The 15924-nt window shown below is 52.9% G+C and carries 16 protein-coding genes; 13 read left to right on the top strand and 3 right to left on the bottom strand.

The window, feature by feature from the left end; translation table 11 throughout:
* Positions 1–219 precede the first annotated feature (219 nt).
* From CBE72_RS06065 to CBE72_RS06035, 7 genes are all read left to right on the top strand, one after another.
* Entirely contained in the window at positions 220–486 is a 267-nt protein-coding gene (locus tag CBE72_RS06065) for a DUF4212 domain-containing protein (protein ID WP_096141649.1), read from the top strand.
* Positions 487–497: 11 nt separating this feature from the next.
* On the top strand, positions 498–2231 hold the full coding sequence (locus CBE72_RS06060; RefSeq protein WP_100142753.1) for a sodium:solute symporter family protein: 1734 nt from the start codon (positions 498–500) through the stop codon (positions 2229–2231).
* A gap of 218 nt (positions 2232–2449) precedes the next feature.
* Complete coding sequence (locus CBE72_RS06055; protein ID WP_100142752.1) at positions 2450–4297, top strand: DUF294 nucleotidyltransferase-like domain-containing protein; 1848 nt, start codon at positions 2450–2452, stop codon at positions 4295–4297.
* 1 nt (position 4298) lies between these two features.
* On the top strand, positions 4299–4970 hold the full coding sequence (locus tag CBE72_RS06050; protein ID WP_100142751.1) for an exonuclease domain-containing protein: 672 nt from the start codon (positions 4299–4301) through the stop codon (positions 4968–4970).
* 148 nt (positions 4971–5118) lie between these two features.
* Entirely contained in the window at positions 5119–5712 is a 594-nt protein-coding gene (locus tag CBE72_RS06045; RefSeq protein WP_100142750.1) for a C40 family peptidase, read from the top strand.
* A gap of 65 nt (positions 5713–5777) precedes the next feature.
* Complete coding sequence (locus CBE72_RS06040) at positions 5778–6389, top strand: class I SAM-dependent methyltransferase (RefSeq protein ID WP_100142749.1); 612 nt, start codon at positions 5778–5780, stop codon at positions 6387–6389.
* A gap of 226 nt (positions 6390–6615) precedes the next feature.
* Positions 6616–7554 (top strand): chemotaxis protein CheV, encoded by a 939-nt coding sequence (locus CBE72_RS06035; RefSeq protein WP_100142748.1) that lies wholly within the window; start codon positions 6616–6618, stop codon positions 7552–7554.
* Between the two features lie 9 nt (positions 7555–7563).
* Here CBE72_RS06035 and CBE72_RS06030 read toward each other — a convergent pair whose 3' ends face one another.
* Both CBE72_RS06030 and CBE72_RS06025 read right to left on the bottom strand, forming a co-directional pair.
* Entirely contained in the window at positions 7564–8196 is a 633-nt protein-coding gene (locus CBE72_RS06030) for a hypothetical protein (RefSeq protein ID WP_100142747.1), read from the bottom strand.
* 71 nt (positions 8197–8267) lie between these two features.
* Positions 8268–8627 (bottom strand): DUF2750 domain-containing protein, encoded by a 360-nt coding sequence (locus CBE72_RS06025; RefSeq protein WP_025009498.1) that lies wholly within the window; start codon positions 8625–8627, stop codon positions 8268–8270.
* Positions 8628–8836: 209 nt separating this feature from the next.
* On the opposite strand from CBE72_RS06025, the gene CBE72_RS06020 reads away from it, so the two are divergent.
* The 4 genes from CBE72_RS06020 (at position 8837) to CBE72_RS06005 (ending at position 11920) form a co-directional block, all read left to right on the top strand.
* Positions 8837–10048 (top strand): lytic murein transglycosylase, encoded by a 1212-nt coding sequence (locus CBE72_RS06020; RefSeq protein ID WP_373289214.1) that lies wholly within the window; start codon positions 8837–8839, stop codon positions 10046–10048.
* 136 nt (positions 10049–10184) lie between these two features.
* Positions 10185–11069, top strand: coding sequence for a WYL domain-containing protein (locus tag CBE72_RS06015; RefSeq protein ID WP_229671802.1), 885 nt, complete (start codon positions 10185–10187; stop codon positions 11067–11069).
* A 70-nt stretch (positions 11070–11139) separates the two neighbouring features.
* Positions 11140–11622 carry an FKBP-type peptidyl-prolyl cis-trans isomerase gene (locus CBE72_RS06010; RefSeq protein ID WP_028779351.1) on the top strand — a complete coding sequence of 161 codons (483 nt, stop codon included), beginning with the start codon at positions 11140–11142 and terminating at the stop codon, positions 11620–11622.
* 70 nt (positions 11623–11692) lie between these two features.
* Entirely contained in the window at positions 11693–11920 is a 228-nt protein-coding gene (locus CBE72_RS06005; RefSeq protein ID WP_100142745.1) for a DUF3389 family protein, read from the top strand.
* Between the two features lie 4 nt (positions 11921–11924).
* Here CBE72_RS06005 and CBE72_RS06000 read toward each other — a convergent pair whose 3' ends face one another.
* Positions 11925–12932 carry a glutathione S-transferase family protein gene (locus CBE72_RS06000; RefSeq protein ID WP_100142744.1) on the bottom strand — a complete coding sequence of 336 codons (1008 nt, stop codon included), beginning with the start codon at positions 12930–12932 and terminating at the stop codon, positions 11925–11927.
* Positions 12933–13110: 178 nt separating this feature from the next.
* On the opposite strand from CBE72_RS06000, the gene CBE72_RS05995 reads away from it, so the two are divergent.
* The gene (locus CBE72_RS05995) at positions 13111–13782 is read left to right on the top strand and encodes an alpha/beta hydrolase-fold protein (RefSeq protein ID WP_100142816.1); all 672 of its coding nucleotides are present in this window, start codon (positions 13111–13113) and stop codon (positions 13780–13782) included.
* 400 nt (positions 13783–14182) lie between these two features.
* Complete coding sequence (gene ushA, locus CBE72_RS05990; RefSeq protein ID WP_100142743.1) at positions 14183–15877, top strand: bifunctional UDP-sugar hydrolase/5'-nucleotidase UshA; 1695 nt, start codon at positions 14183–14185, stop codon at positions 15875–15877.
* Positions 15878–15924 lie beyond the last annotated feature (47 nt).

Raw genomic sequence — 15924 nt, 5'->3', positions numbered from 1 at the left:
AAATTATGCTGAAAATCACTTCGACATTGGTCTAATAATAAGCGTCAATTAAACGAGCGTTTTATCGAGGGATATGTTTATAAGTTTTTGATAATAAATTACTTTGTTGAATTGTTAATGGTGTGTGAATTTTGGCTTAGACTAAGGTCTTGATTGTGACGTTCCCGGCGGTTGCTAGATTAACTGTGACTTAATAATTATTACCACAGGGGAGTCGCTATGGGTTTTGAAAACAATGACAAGGCAAAGGGGTACTGGCGCGAAAACTTGCGCTTGGTACTGGGACTACTGGCCATCTGGTTTGCTGTTTCCTACGGTTGTGGAATTTTACTGGTGGATGTTCTCAATGAAATTCATTTTATGGGATTCAAGCTTGGCTTCTGGTTTGCCCAGCAAGGTTCCATGTATGTGTTCGTAGCGCTGATTTTCGTTTATGCGGCCAAAGCGAATGCCTTAGATAAAAAATATAACGTACACGAAGACTAAGGAGTGGGCCGATGGATGTTCAAACATTAACGTTTTTGATTGTGGGGCTCTCGTTTGCCCTTTATATCGGGATTGCCATCTGGTCGCGAGCCGGCTCTACCAAGGATTTCTATGTTGCAGGTGGTGGGGTGCCCCCGGTTATGAACGGGATGGCCACGGCTGCAGACTGGATGTCGGCTGCCTCTTTTATCTCATTGGCGGGTATCGTTTCCTTTGTGGGGTACGATGGCAGCGTGTATCTGATGGGGTGGACCGGTGGCTATGTGCTGCTGGCTTTGTGCATGGCACCTTACCTTCGCAAGTTTGGTAAGTTCACTGTACCTGACTTTATTGGTGAGCGTTATTACTCCCAGGCGGCCCGAGTTGTGGCCGTGATTTGCGCCATCTTCATCTGCTTTACTTATATTGCCGGGCAGATGCGTGGCGTTGGGGTGGTGTTCTCCCGTTTCCTGGAAGTGGATGTCGACACTGGGGTGTATATCGGTATGGCGGTAGTATTCTTCTACGCCGTGCTCGGTGGCATGAAGGGGATCACCTACACTCAGGTGGCGCAATACTGCGTGCTGATCTTCGCCTTTATGGTTCCGGCCATCTTTATCTCTGTGATGATGACGGGCCATGTTATCCCACAAATCGGTTTTGGTGCTGAGCTGATAGATGCCGCCGGGAATGATACCGGGGTGTATCTACTGCAAAAGCTCGATGGTCTGCAAACCCAGCTGGGTTTCACTGAATACACAGAAGGCGCCAAGAGTACCATAGATGTATTCGCTATCACGGCCGCGCTTATGGTGGGTACTGCCGGTCTGCCGCACGTGATCGTGCGCTTTTTTACCGTACCTAAGGTAAAAGATGCCCGTATCAGTGCCGGTTGGGCGCTGGTGTTTATCGCCATCATGTACAGCACAGTGCCTGCTCTGGCGGCATTCTCTCGGGTAAACATGATTGAAACCATCAATGGCCCTGAATCGACCGGTGTTGCCTATGAGTCGGCGCCGCAGTGGATCAAAAACTGGGAAACGACCGGGCTTATCAAGTGGAACGATAAAAACGGCGACGGCAAGATGTACTACGCCAAGGGTAACCTCACCGACGACAGCAGCAACGAGATGAATATCGATCGCGATATCATGGTGCTGGCGACCCCTGAAATCGCCGATCTGCCGGCTTGGGTGATTGCTCTGGTGGCAGCCGGTGGTCTGGCGGCGGCGCTTTCGACTTCTGCGGGCTTGCTGCTGGTTATCTCAACCTCGGTATCCCATGACTTGTTGAAGAAAAACTTTATGCCGGACATCTCTGACAAGAAGGAGTTGTTCTACGCCCGAACCGCGGCGGCTGTTGGTATAGTGATTGCCGGTTACTTCGGGATTAATCCGCCCGGGTTTGTGGCGGCAGTGGTGGCCTTTGCCTTTGGCTTGGCGGCATCGTCACTGTTCCCGGCAATCGTGATGGGGATTTTCTCTAAGTCAATGAACAAGGAAGGGGCCATAGCCGGTATGGTAGTGGGGCTTGGCTTTACCGCGGCTTATATCATCTACTTCAAGTTCATTAATCCTGCGGGTAATAGCGCCGAGAACTGGCTGTTTGGTATTTCACCTGAAGGTATCGGCATGGTAGGCATGATAATCAACTTTGCGGTGGCGATTATCGTTGCCAAGATGACTGCTGCTGTTCCAGAGCATGTGCAGGAAATGGTGGAGTCTATTCGCTTCCCCAAAGGGGCTGGCACGGCGCAGGATCACTGATAGTCTGATGCTGCTCAAGTAGAGGATCCCCCGCATAGCCGGGGGATTTTTTTATCAATTTCGCTTGGGTTGGATATTCAACCTTCTATTTTTTAGTTTGGACTTTCAGTTTCGGGTTTTCTGTTTCAGGGATGGTGGTATTCGACTAAAGCCAGATAGTCAGCATTCTCCAGAGTGGGCAATACTGTGGTGAGTCAGTCCAACTTTAAAGGCCGCCCATGGATGAGAGTGAACTGCTGCCTATTCGCAGCTTTCTGCAACAGACGGTTCCTTTCGATGAACTGCCGCAACCCTTGCTGGAGCAATGTTGCCGCGCCATCAGCATAGGTTATTACAGCAAGTCGATGAAAGCCGTGCCGCTGGATTCGGCCAACCCCATGCTTTATATCGTTCGCAGCGGGGCCTTTGAAGTGCGCGATGCCGAGGGCGAGTTGCTGGACCGCTTGGGGGAGGGCGATTGTTTCGGCTTTCCTTCTTTGCTGTCGGGCGAGGAGATCAGTAATAAGGTGCTGATCCTCGAAGATGGTTTGGTCTATCATGTGCCGCCAGCACTGTTTGACACTCTGCGCCTGGAGTGCCGCAGCTTCGATCGCTTCTTCAACCGCGCCTATGCCAAGCGGTTGCGTCATCAAGGGCGTTTTCGGGCTAAAGATTTGACCACCACCAGCCGGATCAGCACCCTGATGACCCATGAGCCTGTCAGTGTCGATCACCGTCTTTCCATTACCGATGCGGCCAAGCTGATGCGCAAGCACAGGGTGTCGTCTGTGTTGGTTCTGGATAATCACAAACTGGTGGGGATCCTTACCGACAGGGATCTGCGTAATCGGGTGCTGGCCGAGGGGCTTACCGGCAATGAAGCCGTGTTTCAAGCCATGACCCGCCAGCCCGTATACATAGATGCCCAGGCCTTGGTATTTGAAGCCATGCTGCTGATGAGCGAGCACAACATTCACCATCTGCCGGTCATGGAGCGAGAGCAGCCGGTGGGGATGATCACCAGCACAGACATATTGCGCAGTCAGGCATCCCAACCTTTGCTGCTGATTGGCGAGATAGAGCGGCAAAAAGATTTACAAAGCCTCATCAGTGTCAGTCGGCAAATTCCACTTCTGTTGCAAAACCTTATCAGCGCCGATGCCCGCGCCGAGGAGATTGGTCGGGTACTGACTTCAGTTACCGATGCGCTTACCCGCAGGCTTATCCAGCTCCATCAGGCGCTGCTCGGGGAGGCGCCGATGGCGTTTTGCTGGTTGGCATTTGGCTCACAGGGGCGCCAGGATCAGGCCGCCTGCTCGGATCAGGACAATGGTTTATTGCTGGCCGAAGAGCCGGATGAGCATGCCAGAGGTTACTTTCAGGCCTTGGCCAAGGGGGTGTGCGCCGGGCTCAACGAATGCGGTTATGTATACTGCCCTGGGGATATCATGGCGCAAAACCCCAACTGGTGTTTGTCGCTGGCAAGTTGGCAACAGAAGTTTGCCTCTTGGGTCAATATCCCTGAGCCCAAGGCCTTGATGCATGCCAGCATCTTTTTCGATATGCGCTCCGTATATGGGCCGGACAGCCTGTTCGATGCGTTGCAAGACAAGGTGCTGGCGCAGACCAAAGATAACGATATCTTTCTGGCGGCCCTGACCGGCAATGCCTTAAGTGAGTCGCCGCCATTGGGATTCTTCCGCCAATTCGTGCTCGACAGGGATGGCAGTGAGGTCAAGGGGATGGATCTTAAACACAGGGGCAGCGCCCTTATCAATGACATCGCCCGGGTATATGCCTTGGCCACCGGTATCAAAGAGGTCAATACCGCCAAACGGATCCGCGCCCTGATGGAGAGCAAGCTGTTGAGCCGCAAAGATGCCCTCAATCTTGCCGATGCCCATGAATTTATTGCCCATATGCGGCTGGCCAATCAGGGGCGTCAGTTTGAGCAGGGCCAGAAGATAAGCAATTTTCTGATGCCGCAGGTACTCTCTTCACTGATGCGTCATCAACTCAGGGATGCCTTCAAGGTGGTGCATGATGCGCAGGCGGCGCTGAAACTCAAATTTACCCGGAGTTTCTAAGATGCCTTTGCTGCATAGAACCCGCCTGGCCTGGCATTGTTGGCAGGCAAGAGAGCCACTCAAATCTTTTTACCAGTCCTTGAGTCCTGTGTTATCCAAGCCTGTGGCAGAGGCGCCTTTGATGGCGCTGGACTTGGAAATGACCGGCCTAGAGCCGGGTTGCGATCAGATCCTCTCCATCGGTGTGGTGCCCATCAACAAAGGCAGACTGGAGCTCAGCGGCGCGCGCCACAAATTGGTGAGTATTGATGGCAGTGTCGGTCAGAGCGCCACGATTCACGGCATTATGGATCGCCATCTTGAACAGGGGGCGCTAGCGCCCGAACAGCTCTTGCCTTGGCTGTTACGGCAAAGTCAGGGGCGCATTTTACTGATGCATCATGCTCCTTTGGACTGCGCTTTTCTCAGCAGGCTTTGTCAGCAGGCATATGGTACTAAGTTGCACCTTCCCGTGATAGATACCCTGCTGCTGGAAAAGACCCGCCTACAGCGGCAACAGGAGGTGCTGCCAAGCGGTAGTCTGCGCCTCGGCGCTAGCCGCAGCCGCTATCATCTGCCGCCGTATTCGGCCCACAATGCCCTGACTGATGCGCTGGCCTGTGGTGAGCTGTTTCTGGCGCAAAGCTGTGATGCCGCCAAAGAGCCTGTGGCCGATTTCCTCTCCTGGGTATAGTAGCCTTTGAACACTTCCTGGGTGTATTCCCTTGGTTTGACACTGAGCAGAACTTTGGCTGAACTGAGCTTGGTCGAATTGAACTTTGCCAAGCGGCCTGAATTCGATTAATTTCAAGATGTCACTCAAGGCGTTAAGGAGCAAAGCTATGGCACTTCCGTTACTCTGGCTCGGCTCTGCCGCACTCGGCGCCGTGTGGCTTGCCGATGAAGGACAGAAGCGTAAGAAAGTCGCCCGCAATCGAGTACTCAAGGATATGCCGACAAAGGGGACTAAGGGGCAGGCGCGGCTGACACCCAGTGAATGGTTTCACAGTCAGAGTGTCAAACAAGTACAGCCCGGGATGCTGGTGTGCTGCCACGTATTCGGGGTCATTGAACACACAGGTATCTGGCTCGGTGACGGTATGTTGGCCGAACTCCACGGCAGCGGCCTGGTGCGGCCAGTATCGGTGAAGCGTTTCCTGGCAGGTCGCAGCGGTAGCAAGGTGTTTGTTGCCTGCGATCATCAAAGAATGCCCTTGGTCAGCGAACAGGCGTTGGCCCGCGCCGGCGAGAGCCTGTTTCAGTATCGGGATTATGACCTGTTTGACAATAACTGCCACAGGTACGTGTGGCACTGTATCAGCGGTAAGCCGCAAAGGGTGAGCAGTTTTTCACGGCTCAATCAACTGTTGGAAGACTTCTTCGGGCAGGGCATCTATTGGGATCAACTGCCGCTGGAACCCTTTGGGGACGAGTGAAGATGATTGTCGCCGTAAGAGCGCTTAAATGTTAACCATGAATTATCTTGGGTGGATTGCCATTCATGCAACTCAATCGCTTTGAAAAATCGATAGTCAGGCATCCGCTGCGTTTGTGGCTGCAAAGGCGGCTGGAGCGGCGGATGTTGTTGAAGTTGTTTGCCAAGCCTTTACCGGCTTTTAGTCGCGCCTTGGAGATAGGCTGCGGCTTTGGTGAGGGAATCGCGCTTGTGCGTCAGGAGCTGGGGGCGGAAGAAGTGTGGGCGCTCGATTTTGATCTCGACATGGTCAGCCACTGTGCCGGGCGGTATTCGGATCAAAACTGGTTGCATCTGTGCCAGGGTGATGGCAGCGCCTTGCCTTTTGCCGATAGCCAGTTTGACCTAGTGGTCGATTTTGCCGCCTTTCATCATATTCCGGATTGGCAACAGGCGGTGGCCGAAGTACACAGGGTATTGCGCCCTAGTGGCTATTTTGTACTGGAAGAGCTTTATCGCGCCGCTATCTGTAATCCCTTGAGTCGGCGTCTGTTTGAACATCCCCTGGAAAACCGTTTCAATCACGCTGAACTCTTGGCTGTTCTTGAAGATAGCGGCAACTTTGAGATTATCCGCCAACACCAGTTGCCAGCGCTGGCGGGTATCATCTTGGCCCGTAAAACCGCCGGCAAAGCTTGAGCAGCATAATCACGGGGCGAGCTGGGCCTTGTTGTACTTGGCGGTTGGGTTTTGCCCAGCTTCACTCTATAAGCACTGATGCGTTTAACTCTACCGATATAACTGTAGCCAAGTGCGTATCATTTAAGACAATTTAGCTTAAATTTGCCCTAGGACATGGTTTGTTGAACGGCTTTACCACTATAATTTGTCCATTAGATAGCGGTAAATCGGGAAAGCAGTCGTTATGGCTAACGTATTGGAATCAGTAGATCAGCGCACACAACTTGTGGGTGAGAACCGGCTGGAGTTACTGTTATTCAGAATTAATTCAACTCAACTCTTTGCCATCAATGTGTTTAAGGTTAAAGAGGTGGTGAAATTGCCGGAGCTCTCGGCCATGCCCGGCAGCCATCCTGCTATCAGCGGCGTTGCTAATATTCGCGGTACTTCCATCCCTGTCATTAATCTGCGCAGCGCCATAGGCTTTTCGCCGATGCCTGCCGGTGACGATGCCAACCTGATCATCACAGAATACAACCGCAGCGTGCAGGGGTTTCTGGTGGGTAAGGTTGAGCATATTGTTAATATGACCTGGGGCGATATCATGCCGCCACCGAAAACTGCCGGCCGCAATCATTACCTCACCGCCATTACCCGTATTGAGACTCAGGGGAAAACTGAGTTGGTGTCGATTATCGATGTGGAAAAGGTGTTGGCGGAGATCATCCACTATGATGTGCGTCTCTCCGAAGGTGTACTGGATGAGTCCTTGGTGGCCAAGATGCCGGGGCACAAGATTTTAATTGTCGATGATTCGCCTACGGCCAGACGTCAGGTACGTGATACTTTGGGGCAGTTGGGGCTCGAGGTGATTGAATGCAGCGATGGTCGCGAGGCGCTGACGCTGCTCAAGTCATGGTGCGATCAGGGGCTCAAGGTGACAGATCAGATTTTGATGATGATCACCGATGCTGAGATGCCTGAAATGGACGGTTACCGTCTAACCTATGAGGTGCGCAACGACAAGCGGATGGCCGAACTCTATATCACCCTCAATACCTCTCTCAGCGGCAGCTTTAACAAGGCGATGGTGGAAAAAGTGGGCTGCGATCGTTTTATATCCAAGTTCCAGCCGGATCTGCTGGTGGAAGCCGTACAGGACAGAATGCGCCTGTTGGATTGATACCTAACCTCAGTATTCCTGCTCCAGCTCGCGGATAAGTTGCTTTTTGGTGCGTTTGTCCGCGGCGATATTGAGCCTGGCCAGGCGCACGGCAAAGGCAAAGCTGTTGCGGCCGCAGATGGCCGTCAAGGCCTGCAGAAAGTCTTTATCCAACGAAAAATTTTTGGCGTAGTGCTCTATGGCGGCAAACACTGAGCTGTAGTGCAAGCCGTCGAAGTCAAACCCGGTATTTGGGGTCTCGTCGCTCAGCGGAACGCCTTCAATACAGAGGGGCCAACCTTTGGCATTGATCCTGTCTCTGGCCACTTCATACATAAACCAGGCGCTGCGTTTAAAACCGCCAAGAATTTTGCAGGAAAACTCCGATTCTTCCAGCTCTTCACGGGTCCAATTCAACCCTATGGCCAGATGTTTGGCGTAGCGCTTCATCAGCGCATCTTTAACTGCAATACGGCACTCGTATATCGAGGTGAGAGGATTTTTGCGGGCTAGCGTCAGGCACTCCTTACAGGCGGGCACGCTCAGTGAGGCATGTTCTGCATTGGGGGAGGCTTCAAAGGCAAAAACGTGTTCGCAGGGCTCGGCACAAAACCAGCAACTGTGACGGCAATTAAAGGGGATGTCGACCAAGGGACAGGGCATAGGGTTGTGCAGATGCTGCTCTGAGTCTTAAAAGAAGTCGGGAGTCTTGGCGACTCCCGACCGGGTAAAGCTTATTCGGCTTCCACGTCCACCAGGAACTTGGCCAGCTCTACCGGCTCCACTTCGGGACATTCCTGCTCGGCACGCCAATCTATACCAATCAATACGCCATCTTCGTTGAGATCTTCAATCCAGAACTCCAGCAGCTCTTCCAGTGAAATCGCTACTGGTGCGAAGTTGACCCACTCCTCGGTACAATGGCTCTGGGCCACCGCCTGATCAGACCATAAAGGCATGACATCTGTGTCTTCATATTCGCTGGAGTCACACACCACCCAGCCTTCGCCGGAGTCGTCCTGTAAGCCCCACACCTGCTGGTGCTCTTTGACGTTATCGATAAATTGGCTCAGTGCCGGCGCTAAATCAGTCATGATCTCTCTCTTGAGCAAGGGTTAGTGGCGCCATTATACGGCATAAGCACTGGAGTCCAAGTTAATCTTAACCTCAGATGAACAAACAGGAATAAATGCTTAAAAATCGACTCAACGACAGGGAATTATGCCTGCGGGGCTTAAAAAACGTTGAGCGACTGGTTAGGATGGAACTCGATGGGGTGTTTAATCTTTTAAGGAGTCGGAAGGTGTTCAGAGTATTATCCTGGTTTCCCCTGCTGTTGGCCACGCAAACGCTGGCAGCCCCCCAGAATGAGGATCCTGTAGAAGCCCTGATAAAGGCCGGGGAAGCGGCTTTTCCTCAGTGTATTGTGGCGATGCAGGACAAGGCCCTGAAAGAGGGCATTAGTCAACAGACCATCGACTCACATCTCAAGCCACTCAAGTTTGTCCCCAGAGTGATAGAGCTGGATCGCAGTCAGCCCGAGTTTACTCAGACATTTGCCAACTATTTCGATAAGCGGGTAACCGATTGGCGGGTTTCCAAGGGCAGGGAACTGCTGGTTGAACACAAGGCGCTGCTGGATAAGCTCAAGCGCGAGTATGGCGTGCCGCCGCAATATCTCTTGTCTTTCTGGGGCATGGAGACCAATTTCGGAGGCTACAAGGGCAAGATGCCAGTGTTGGACTCGCTGGCGACTCTGGCCTGTGACTCCCGCCGTTCAGGCTTCTTTACCCAGGAGTTGATGACAGCGCTGAAGCTGAGCCAGAAATATGGTTTTGCTGCGGCCGATATGCAAGGCTCCTGGGCCGGTGCCATGGGACACACCCAGTTTATGCCCAGTGCTTATGCCAGTTATGCCGTCGATGGTGACGGTGATGGCAAGGCGGATCTCTGGAACAGCATAGACGATGCCCTGACTTCGGCGGCAAACTTTCTTGCTCACCTAGGGTGGCAGCGCAACGAACGCTGGGGCAGGGAGGTTCGCTTACCTGAATCATTTGATTATCAACATCTGGGGCAGAAAAAGTCTCTCGCCGCCTGGCAGGCGCTGGGATTGACCCAGAGCAATGGCCAGGTGCTGCCACAGGCCCAGATGGAAGCCAGGCTCTATCTGCCCGCCGGGCACGAGGGCCCGGCGTTTCTCGGCTACGATAACTTCCAGGTGATCCAGCGTTGGAACCGTTCTGAGTTTTATGCCATTTCAGTAGGTCATTTGGCCGACAGAATAAGTGGCGCCGGACACCTTGCCAAAGCACCGCCGCAGCAAACCCGCTTGAGCCGCGCCCAGATAAAGGCGCTGCAGCAAAAGCTCAATGAGCAAGGGTTTGATGCCGGAAAGCCGGACGGTATTCTCGGGCGTAACTCCCGCGCCAGTTTGCAGGCGTTTCAGCTCAGCAAAGGCTTGGTGGCCGACGGTTTCCCCTCTGCCGAAACCTTTAAAGCTCTGGGACTCTAATTCTGCTAATCAAAATGATTGCCAGTAGCCAAGGGGTTGGCTAATGTTAGCTCATAAAGGCACCAAGCAACTGCCCGGATAATGCCGGCAGCAGAAATTGGCGTTCTCCCTCACCGATTAGAACTCAGGGAATGATATGAGCAGCGAGATGAGCAACATAGATAAGTTGAGTCACGGCCAGCGTCAGCGTCTGGCCTTTATCGATTTCAGTCTGCAATATTTTGGCCAGGTCAGTCGTCAGGATCTGATTGCCAAGTTTGCCACCGGATTGGCGGCCGCCACCCGCGACTTCAGTCTCTATCGCGAGCTGGCGCCGCAAAACCTCAAGCTGATGCACCCCAGTCGTCATTATCAGCGCCAGCATGAATTCAAGCCCTTGTTTCATCACGATCCCGAAGCCATTCTCTCGGGGCTGGCCCGTGGCTTTGGTGATGGTTTGTCACAGCCCCTGGTGCCCAGTCAGGTCTGTTTCGATGCGGTGCGGCTTATTCATCCGGATACCGAGATTATCGCGGCGCTGATGCGCTCGATTCAGCAAGGGCAGGCGCTGGCGCTGCAATATGTTTCCACCTCAAGCGGTGAAACCCTCCGTGAAATTGTGCCCCATGCCCTGGTCAACAACGGCCAGCGCTGGCATGTACGGGCATTTGACAGACAGCATGGCAAGTTCAACGACTTTGTGGTGACCCGTATCAAGCAGGCCAGAGAACTTGAAGGCTCTCCCTTGCCCAAGGAGCAACCGGCGGCCGACGGCAACTGGTTGACGCCGGTGGAACTGGTGTTGGTACCCCATCCGAGCCTGAAGCATCCGGAGGCGATTATGCTCGACTATCGTATGGAAGATGGTGAACTCAAGGTGGCCAGCAACGCGGCCTTGGCCGGATATCTGCTGCGCAGCTGGAGTGTGGATTGCTCCACCAGGCATCAAATCGATGGTGGTGTTTGTCAGTTGGCACTTAAAAACCACCAGGTGCTGGAGCGACTCGAGCATCTGGCGATAGTGCCGGGCGCAGGGCGTTAATTCAAAGCAGTGGAGTGCAGGCGACAGTTTTGTTAAGCTGCGCCGGAATCATGAATACTGAGGACTCAGAATGAGCGTTAAAGAAGATATGGTGGTGCAGTTCAATTACACACTGCGCGATGAAAAGGGTGAAGTGCTGGAAACCAACGAGGGGCACGATCCCATCGCCTATCTGCATGGCCATGACAACATGATGCCTGGAGTCGAGAAAGCCATCGAAGGCAAAGAGATAGGTGCCAAGTTCAGTGTGACCTTGCCTGCCTCTGAAACTTACGGTGAGCGGGTTGAAGGCGCCGAGCAGCGCGTATCGGTAAAACACCTGATGGGCGCCAAAGTATGGAAGCCAGGCATGCGCGCGATAGTCAATACAGATCAAGGCCAGCGTCAAGTGACTGTGCTCAAGGTGGGCAAGTTTATGGCCACTGTGGACATCAATCACCCATTGGCCGGTCGCGAGCTGACCTTTGATATTGAAGTGGTCTCTGCCCGTGAAGCCACCCATGAAGAGATAGCCCATGGTCATGCCCATGGCGTCGGTGGTCATCACCACTGAGTTTGGCTTTAACTGAAAACGCCCGCTTTAGCGGGCGTTTTTGATTGAGAAACCATTGAAAGGAGTGGGGATGAAAATTGACTGCGAGCAGGGGCGATTGCTGCTGAGTCCCAATGAGCTGCAGGTACGCTTGCCGACCATGCAGACAGTGTTGATGGCGCTGAGCGACGATATCCGTTTGCTCAAAGGCCCTTGCATTCTGCTGGCCGATGCCGGCGCCGTGCGTTGGCAGCTGCGGCTCGACTCAGATGAACAGCTCCAGCAACTGGCAGACTTTTACGGCCTGACGCCCGAGTGATTTACTATTCCAGTCTGTGGCGTTGATGGCTGCGCTGATAATCTAACTCGGGGCCCTTGGGTACGACGCGACTGGGGTTTATCTGTCCATGGCTGTAGTAGTAGTGCTGTTTGATATGTTCAAAGTTGACCGTGGCAGCAATGCCGGGGTACTGATACAGATCGCGCAGGTATTGGCTCAGCGCCGGGTAGTCTTCAATGCGGCGTTTATTGGTCTTGAAGTGGCCCACATAGACGGCATCGAAACGGATTAAGGTGGTAAACAAGCGCCAGTCGGCCTCAGTGACTTGTGAACCTGTAAGAAAGCGGCGTTCACTCAATTGCAACTCCAATCTGTCAAGGGCACTGAACAACTGCTCAAAGGCCTCTTCATAGGCTTGTTGTGAGGTGGCAAAACCGGCTCGGTAAACCCCGTTATTGATATTGGGATAGATGAACTCGTTGAGCGTATCTATCTCCTCTCTCAGATGGGACGGGTAAAAGTCCAGGTTATTGCCGGTCAGATGATCGAAGGCGGAGTTGAACATACGGATGATTTCCGACGATTCATTGCTGACTATGGTCTGATGATGTTTGTCCCACAGCACAGGTACTGTCACCCGACCGCTGTAATCGGCCGCGGCGAGCTGGTAAATTTGGTAGAGGAATGCTTTGCCAAACAAAGGGTCTTGCTCGGCCCCCTGGATAGGGTGGCCACCCTTTGGACCCGCCTCTGTGGCAAATTCCCAGCCGTTTTGTAACATATGGGGCTCGACCACAGTCACAGAGATAAGCGCCTCCAATCCCTTCAAGGCGCGAAATATCAAGGCTCTATGGGCCCAAGGGCAAGCGAGTGAAACATAGAGATGGTAGCGGCCCGGCTCGGCCTTGAATCCACCTTGACCACTGGGGCCAGGACTGCCATCCGGGGTGATCCAGTTTCGCAGCTTGGCATCTTCACGGACGAACTTGCCGCCGCTTTTGCCTGTCTGATACCACTGGTCGACCCATTTGCCCTGCTGCAATAATCCCATCTGTCGCTCCTTTAACCGCTTTGCTCTATGGCTCGCATTTCAGTCTAGGTGGAGGTTATTTATGGGTAAAGTGCGAAATACATGTGTTTTTATTCGAATTTTTAGAATGGTGCTGGCAAGGAAGTCTTAGCCTGATATGATATCGGTCACATTTTTGCCTATCAAGAAGGAAGTTGTTATGTCGTCAACGACCCTGGATGCCGTTGTTGTTGAACCCCGCGAGCCGGCCACGGCCTGTGTTATCTGGTTGCATGGTTTGGGTGACTCGGGTGACGGCTTTGCCCCTGTGGTGCCAGCCTTGGGACTGCCTGCCGATCACTCGATACGCTTTGTGTTTCCACATGCGCCGGAGCAGGCTGTTACTGTCAATGGTGGCTATGTGATGCGCGCCTGGTATGACATCAAGAGCCTCAACCTCCATGACAGAGCCGATATGGCTGGGGTACTGCAATCCGAGCGTTTGGTTCGACAACTCATAGATCAGCAAGTCGCCCAGGGCATTGCCGCCAACCGCATTGTGCTTGCCGGCTTCAGCCAAGGTGGGGTGATGAGCCTCTTTACTGCACTGCGCTATCCCGAAGCCTTGGCCGGTATTATGGCGCTGTCCTGTTATTTGCCGAGTGGTGAGCAGTTGCCGGAAGACTTGAGCCGCGCCAACCGTGATACACCTATTTTGCAATGCCACGGCGAGCAGGATGATGTGGTTGCCCTCAGTGCCGGACGTATGGCCAAAGAAGCGCTTGAGCTGGGGGGATATCGGCTTGAATGGCACACTTTCCCAATGGCGCACGGCGTAGTGCCGCAGGAGCTGAATCTTATCAGCCAATGGCTGCAGGCGCGTTTTAGCTAATTGGCACTAAGTCGTCCAGGAGTTAGGTGTTTGAAAATTAAACAGTCCGGGCAAGACGATGATCTTTAGGACTGTTTGTTTTGCCAAACAATAATCTCTTGGGTAGTGACAATTAATTATTTAGTTAAATAACAGTAGGTTAGGTTTGGTTGTGTCTAGCCAGTAAACCTGGTCTTTAAATCTATTCCATTTAAGCCCCCTTTCGTTGAAAGCTGACGTTCGCCCATGTAAACAAAAGTTATTGTTTTTCGCCTTAAAATCACACCTATAGAACACTGTCATTAATATTAATGACACATGTTCGACTTAATCTTGTTAGTATGTCGTGCGCGGGAAGTTTACTTCATCGCTTGCTAATGAAGTTGGCAAAAATAAATAAAAACATGGGGTTAATTTGATAATGGCTAATAAACTGATGAAAGGACTGTTGGCGACCGCCGTTGTGGCCGCGCTTGCCGGTTGTAACAGTGATGACAAGGATCCGGTAGCGGAAGTCTGCGGCGCCGATAACTGCACCAAGTTCACCATTTTGCACACCAATGACAACCATGGCCGTTTCTGGGAAAACAGCGACGGTGAGTATGGTATGGCGGCTCGTAAGACCTTGATTGAACGGTTGCGCAGCGAAGTGGAAAGCAACGGCGGCCAGACTCTGTTGCTCTCCGGTGGTGATATCAACACAGGTGTGCCTGAGTCGGATCTGCAAGATGCCGAGCCTGACTTTATCGGCATGAACCTGATTGGTTATGATGCCATGGCCGTGGGTAACCATGAGTTTGATAACCCTCTGAGCGTGTTGGATATGCAGCGCGAGCTCGCCGAGTTCCCCATGTTGGCCGCCAACATCTATAAAAAAGATGGCACCCGCTATTTCGAGCCTTACAAGGTATTCGATGTCAAAGGCCTTAAAGTGGCTGTCATAGGTTTGACCACAGAAGACACCCACAAGATAGGTAACCCTGAGGTTGTCGGCGAACTTAAGTTTACCGATCCCAAAGAAGAGATCAAAAAGGTCATCAAAGAGCTCAATGATAACAAAGTCGCCGATATCATAGTGGCGACCACTCACATGGGGCACTATGCCGATGCCCAAAACGGTAGTAACGCCCCGGGTGATGTGGCCATGGCTCGCGCCCTGGAAGAGGGAAAGCTGCAGGTCATCATAGGTGGCCACTCACAAGATCCGGTTTGTATGGAGCCCGGCAGCCAGAGCTATGCCGACTTCAAACCCGGTGATGAGTGCCTGCCCGATCAGCAGAACGGCACCTGGATCATGCAGGCTCATGAATGGGGTAAATATGTTGGCCGCGCCGATTTTGAATATTATGGCGGCAAACTGCACCTGGCCAGCTACAAGCTGATCCCGGTCAACCTGAGAAAACTGGATGCCGAAGGCAAGAAGACAGAGGTACTGGCCGGCGAGCCTATCCCTGCCGATACCACAGTGAAGGCTGTGCTGCAGCAGTATCAGGACAAGGGCAGTGAAAAATTGGGTGAGATCATCGCGACTACCGATGGCAAACTGGAAGGCGATAGCGATGTGGTACGTGGTCAGCAGACTAACCTGGGCCGTTTGCTCGCCATGGCACAGGCCTCCAAGGTCAATGCCGACATCGGCGTGATGAACTCGGGTGGTGTACGTGACTCTATCGCCGCCGGTGATATCAGCTACCGTCAGGTACTGACAGTGCAGCCTTTCGGTAACATGATCACCTTGAGTACCATGACAGGTGCCGAGCTCAGCGATTATTTGGGTGTGGTGGCCACCATGCAGCGCGGTTCAGGGGCTTATGCCCAGATCACAGGTGTGAAAATGACAGTTGATTGTCAGGCCAAGTCGGTCGCTATCAGCGAAGTTAACGGCAAGGACTACAGTGCAACAGACAGCTACACCTTCACTGTGCCTGGGTTTAATGCCGCGGGCGGTGACGGCTATCCCAAGCTGGATCCGGTACAGACTGGTTATGTGGATGCCGAAGTCTTCTACAGCTTCCTGAAAGAGAAGAAGAGTATCACAGCCGCTGACTACGCGCCGGTAGGCGATATCGTCTATGAAAACTCCAACAGCCCACTGGGTTGTGAAGTGCCTCAGTAAATAGCACTTTAAGTCACTTTAGAGGCAGCCCTTCGGGGCTGCTTTTT

The sequence above is a fragment of the Shewanella carassii genome (assembly GCF_002777975.1).
Taxonomy (GTDB): domain Bacteria; phylum Pseudomonadota; class Gammaproteobacteria; order Enterobacterales; family Shewanellaceae; genus Shewanella; species Shewanella carassii.
The sequence above is the reverse complement of the archived record's forward strand: the minus strand, read 5'-3'. Positions and strand labels throughout refer to the sequence as shown.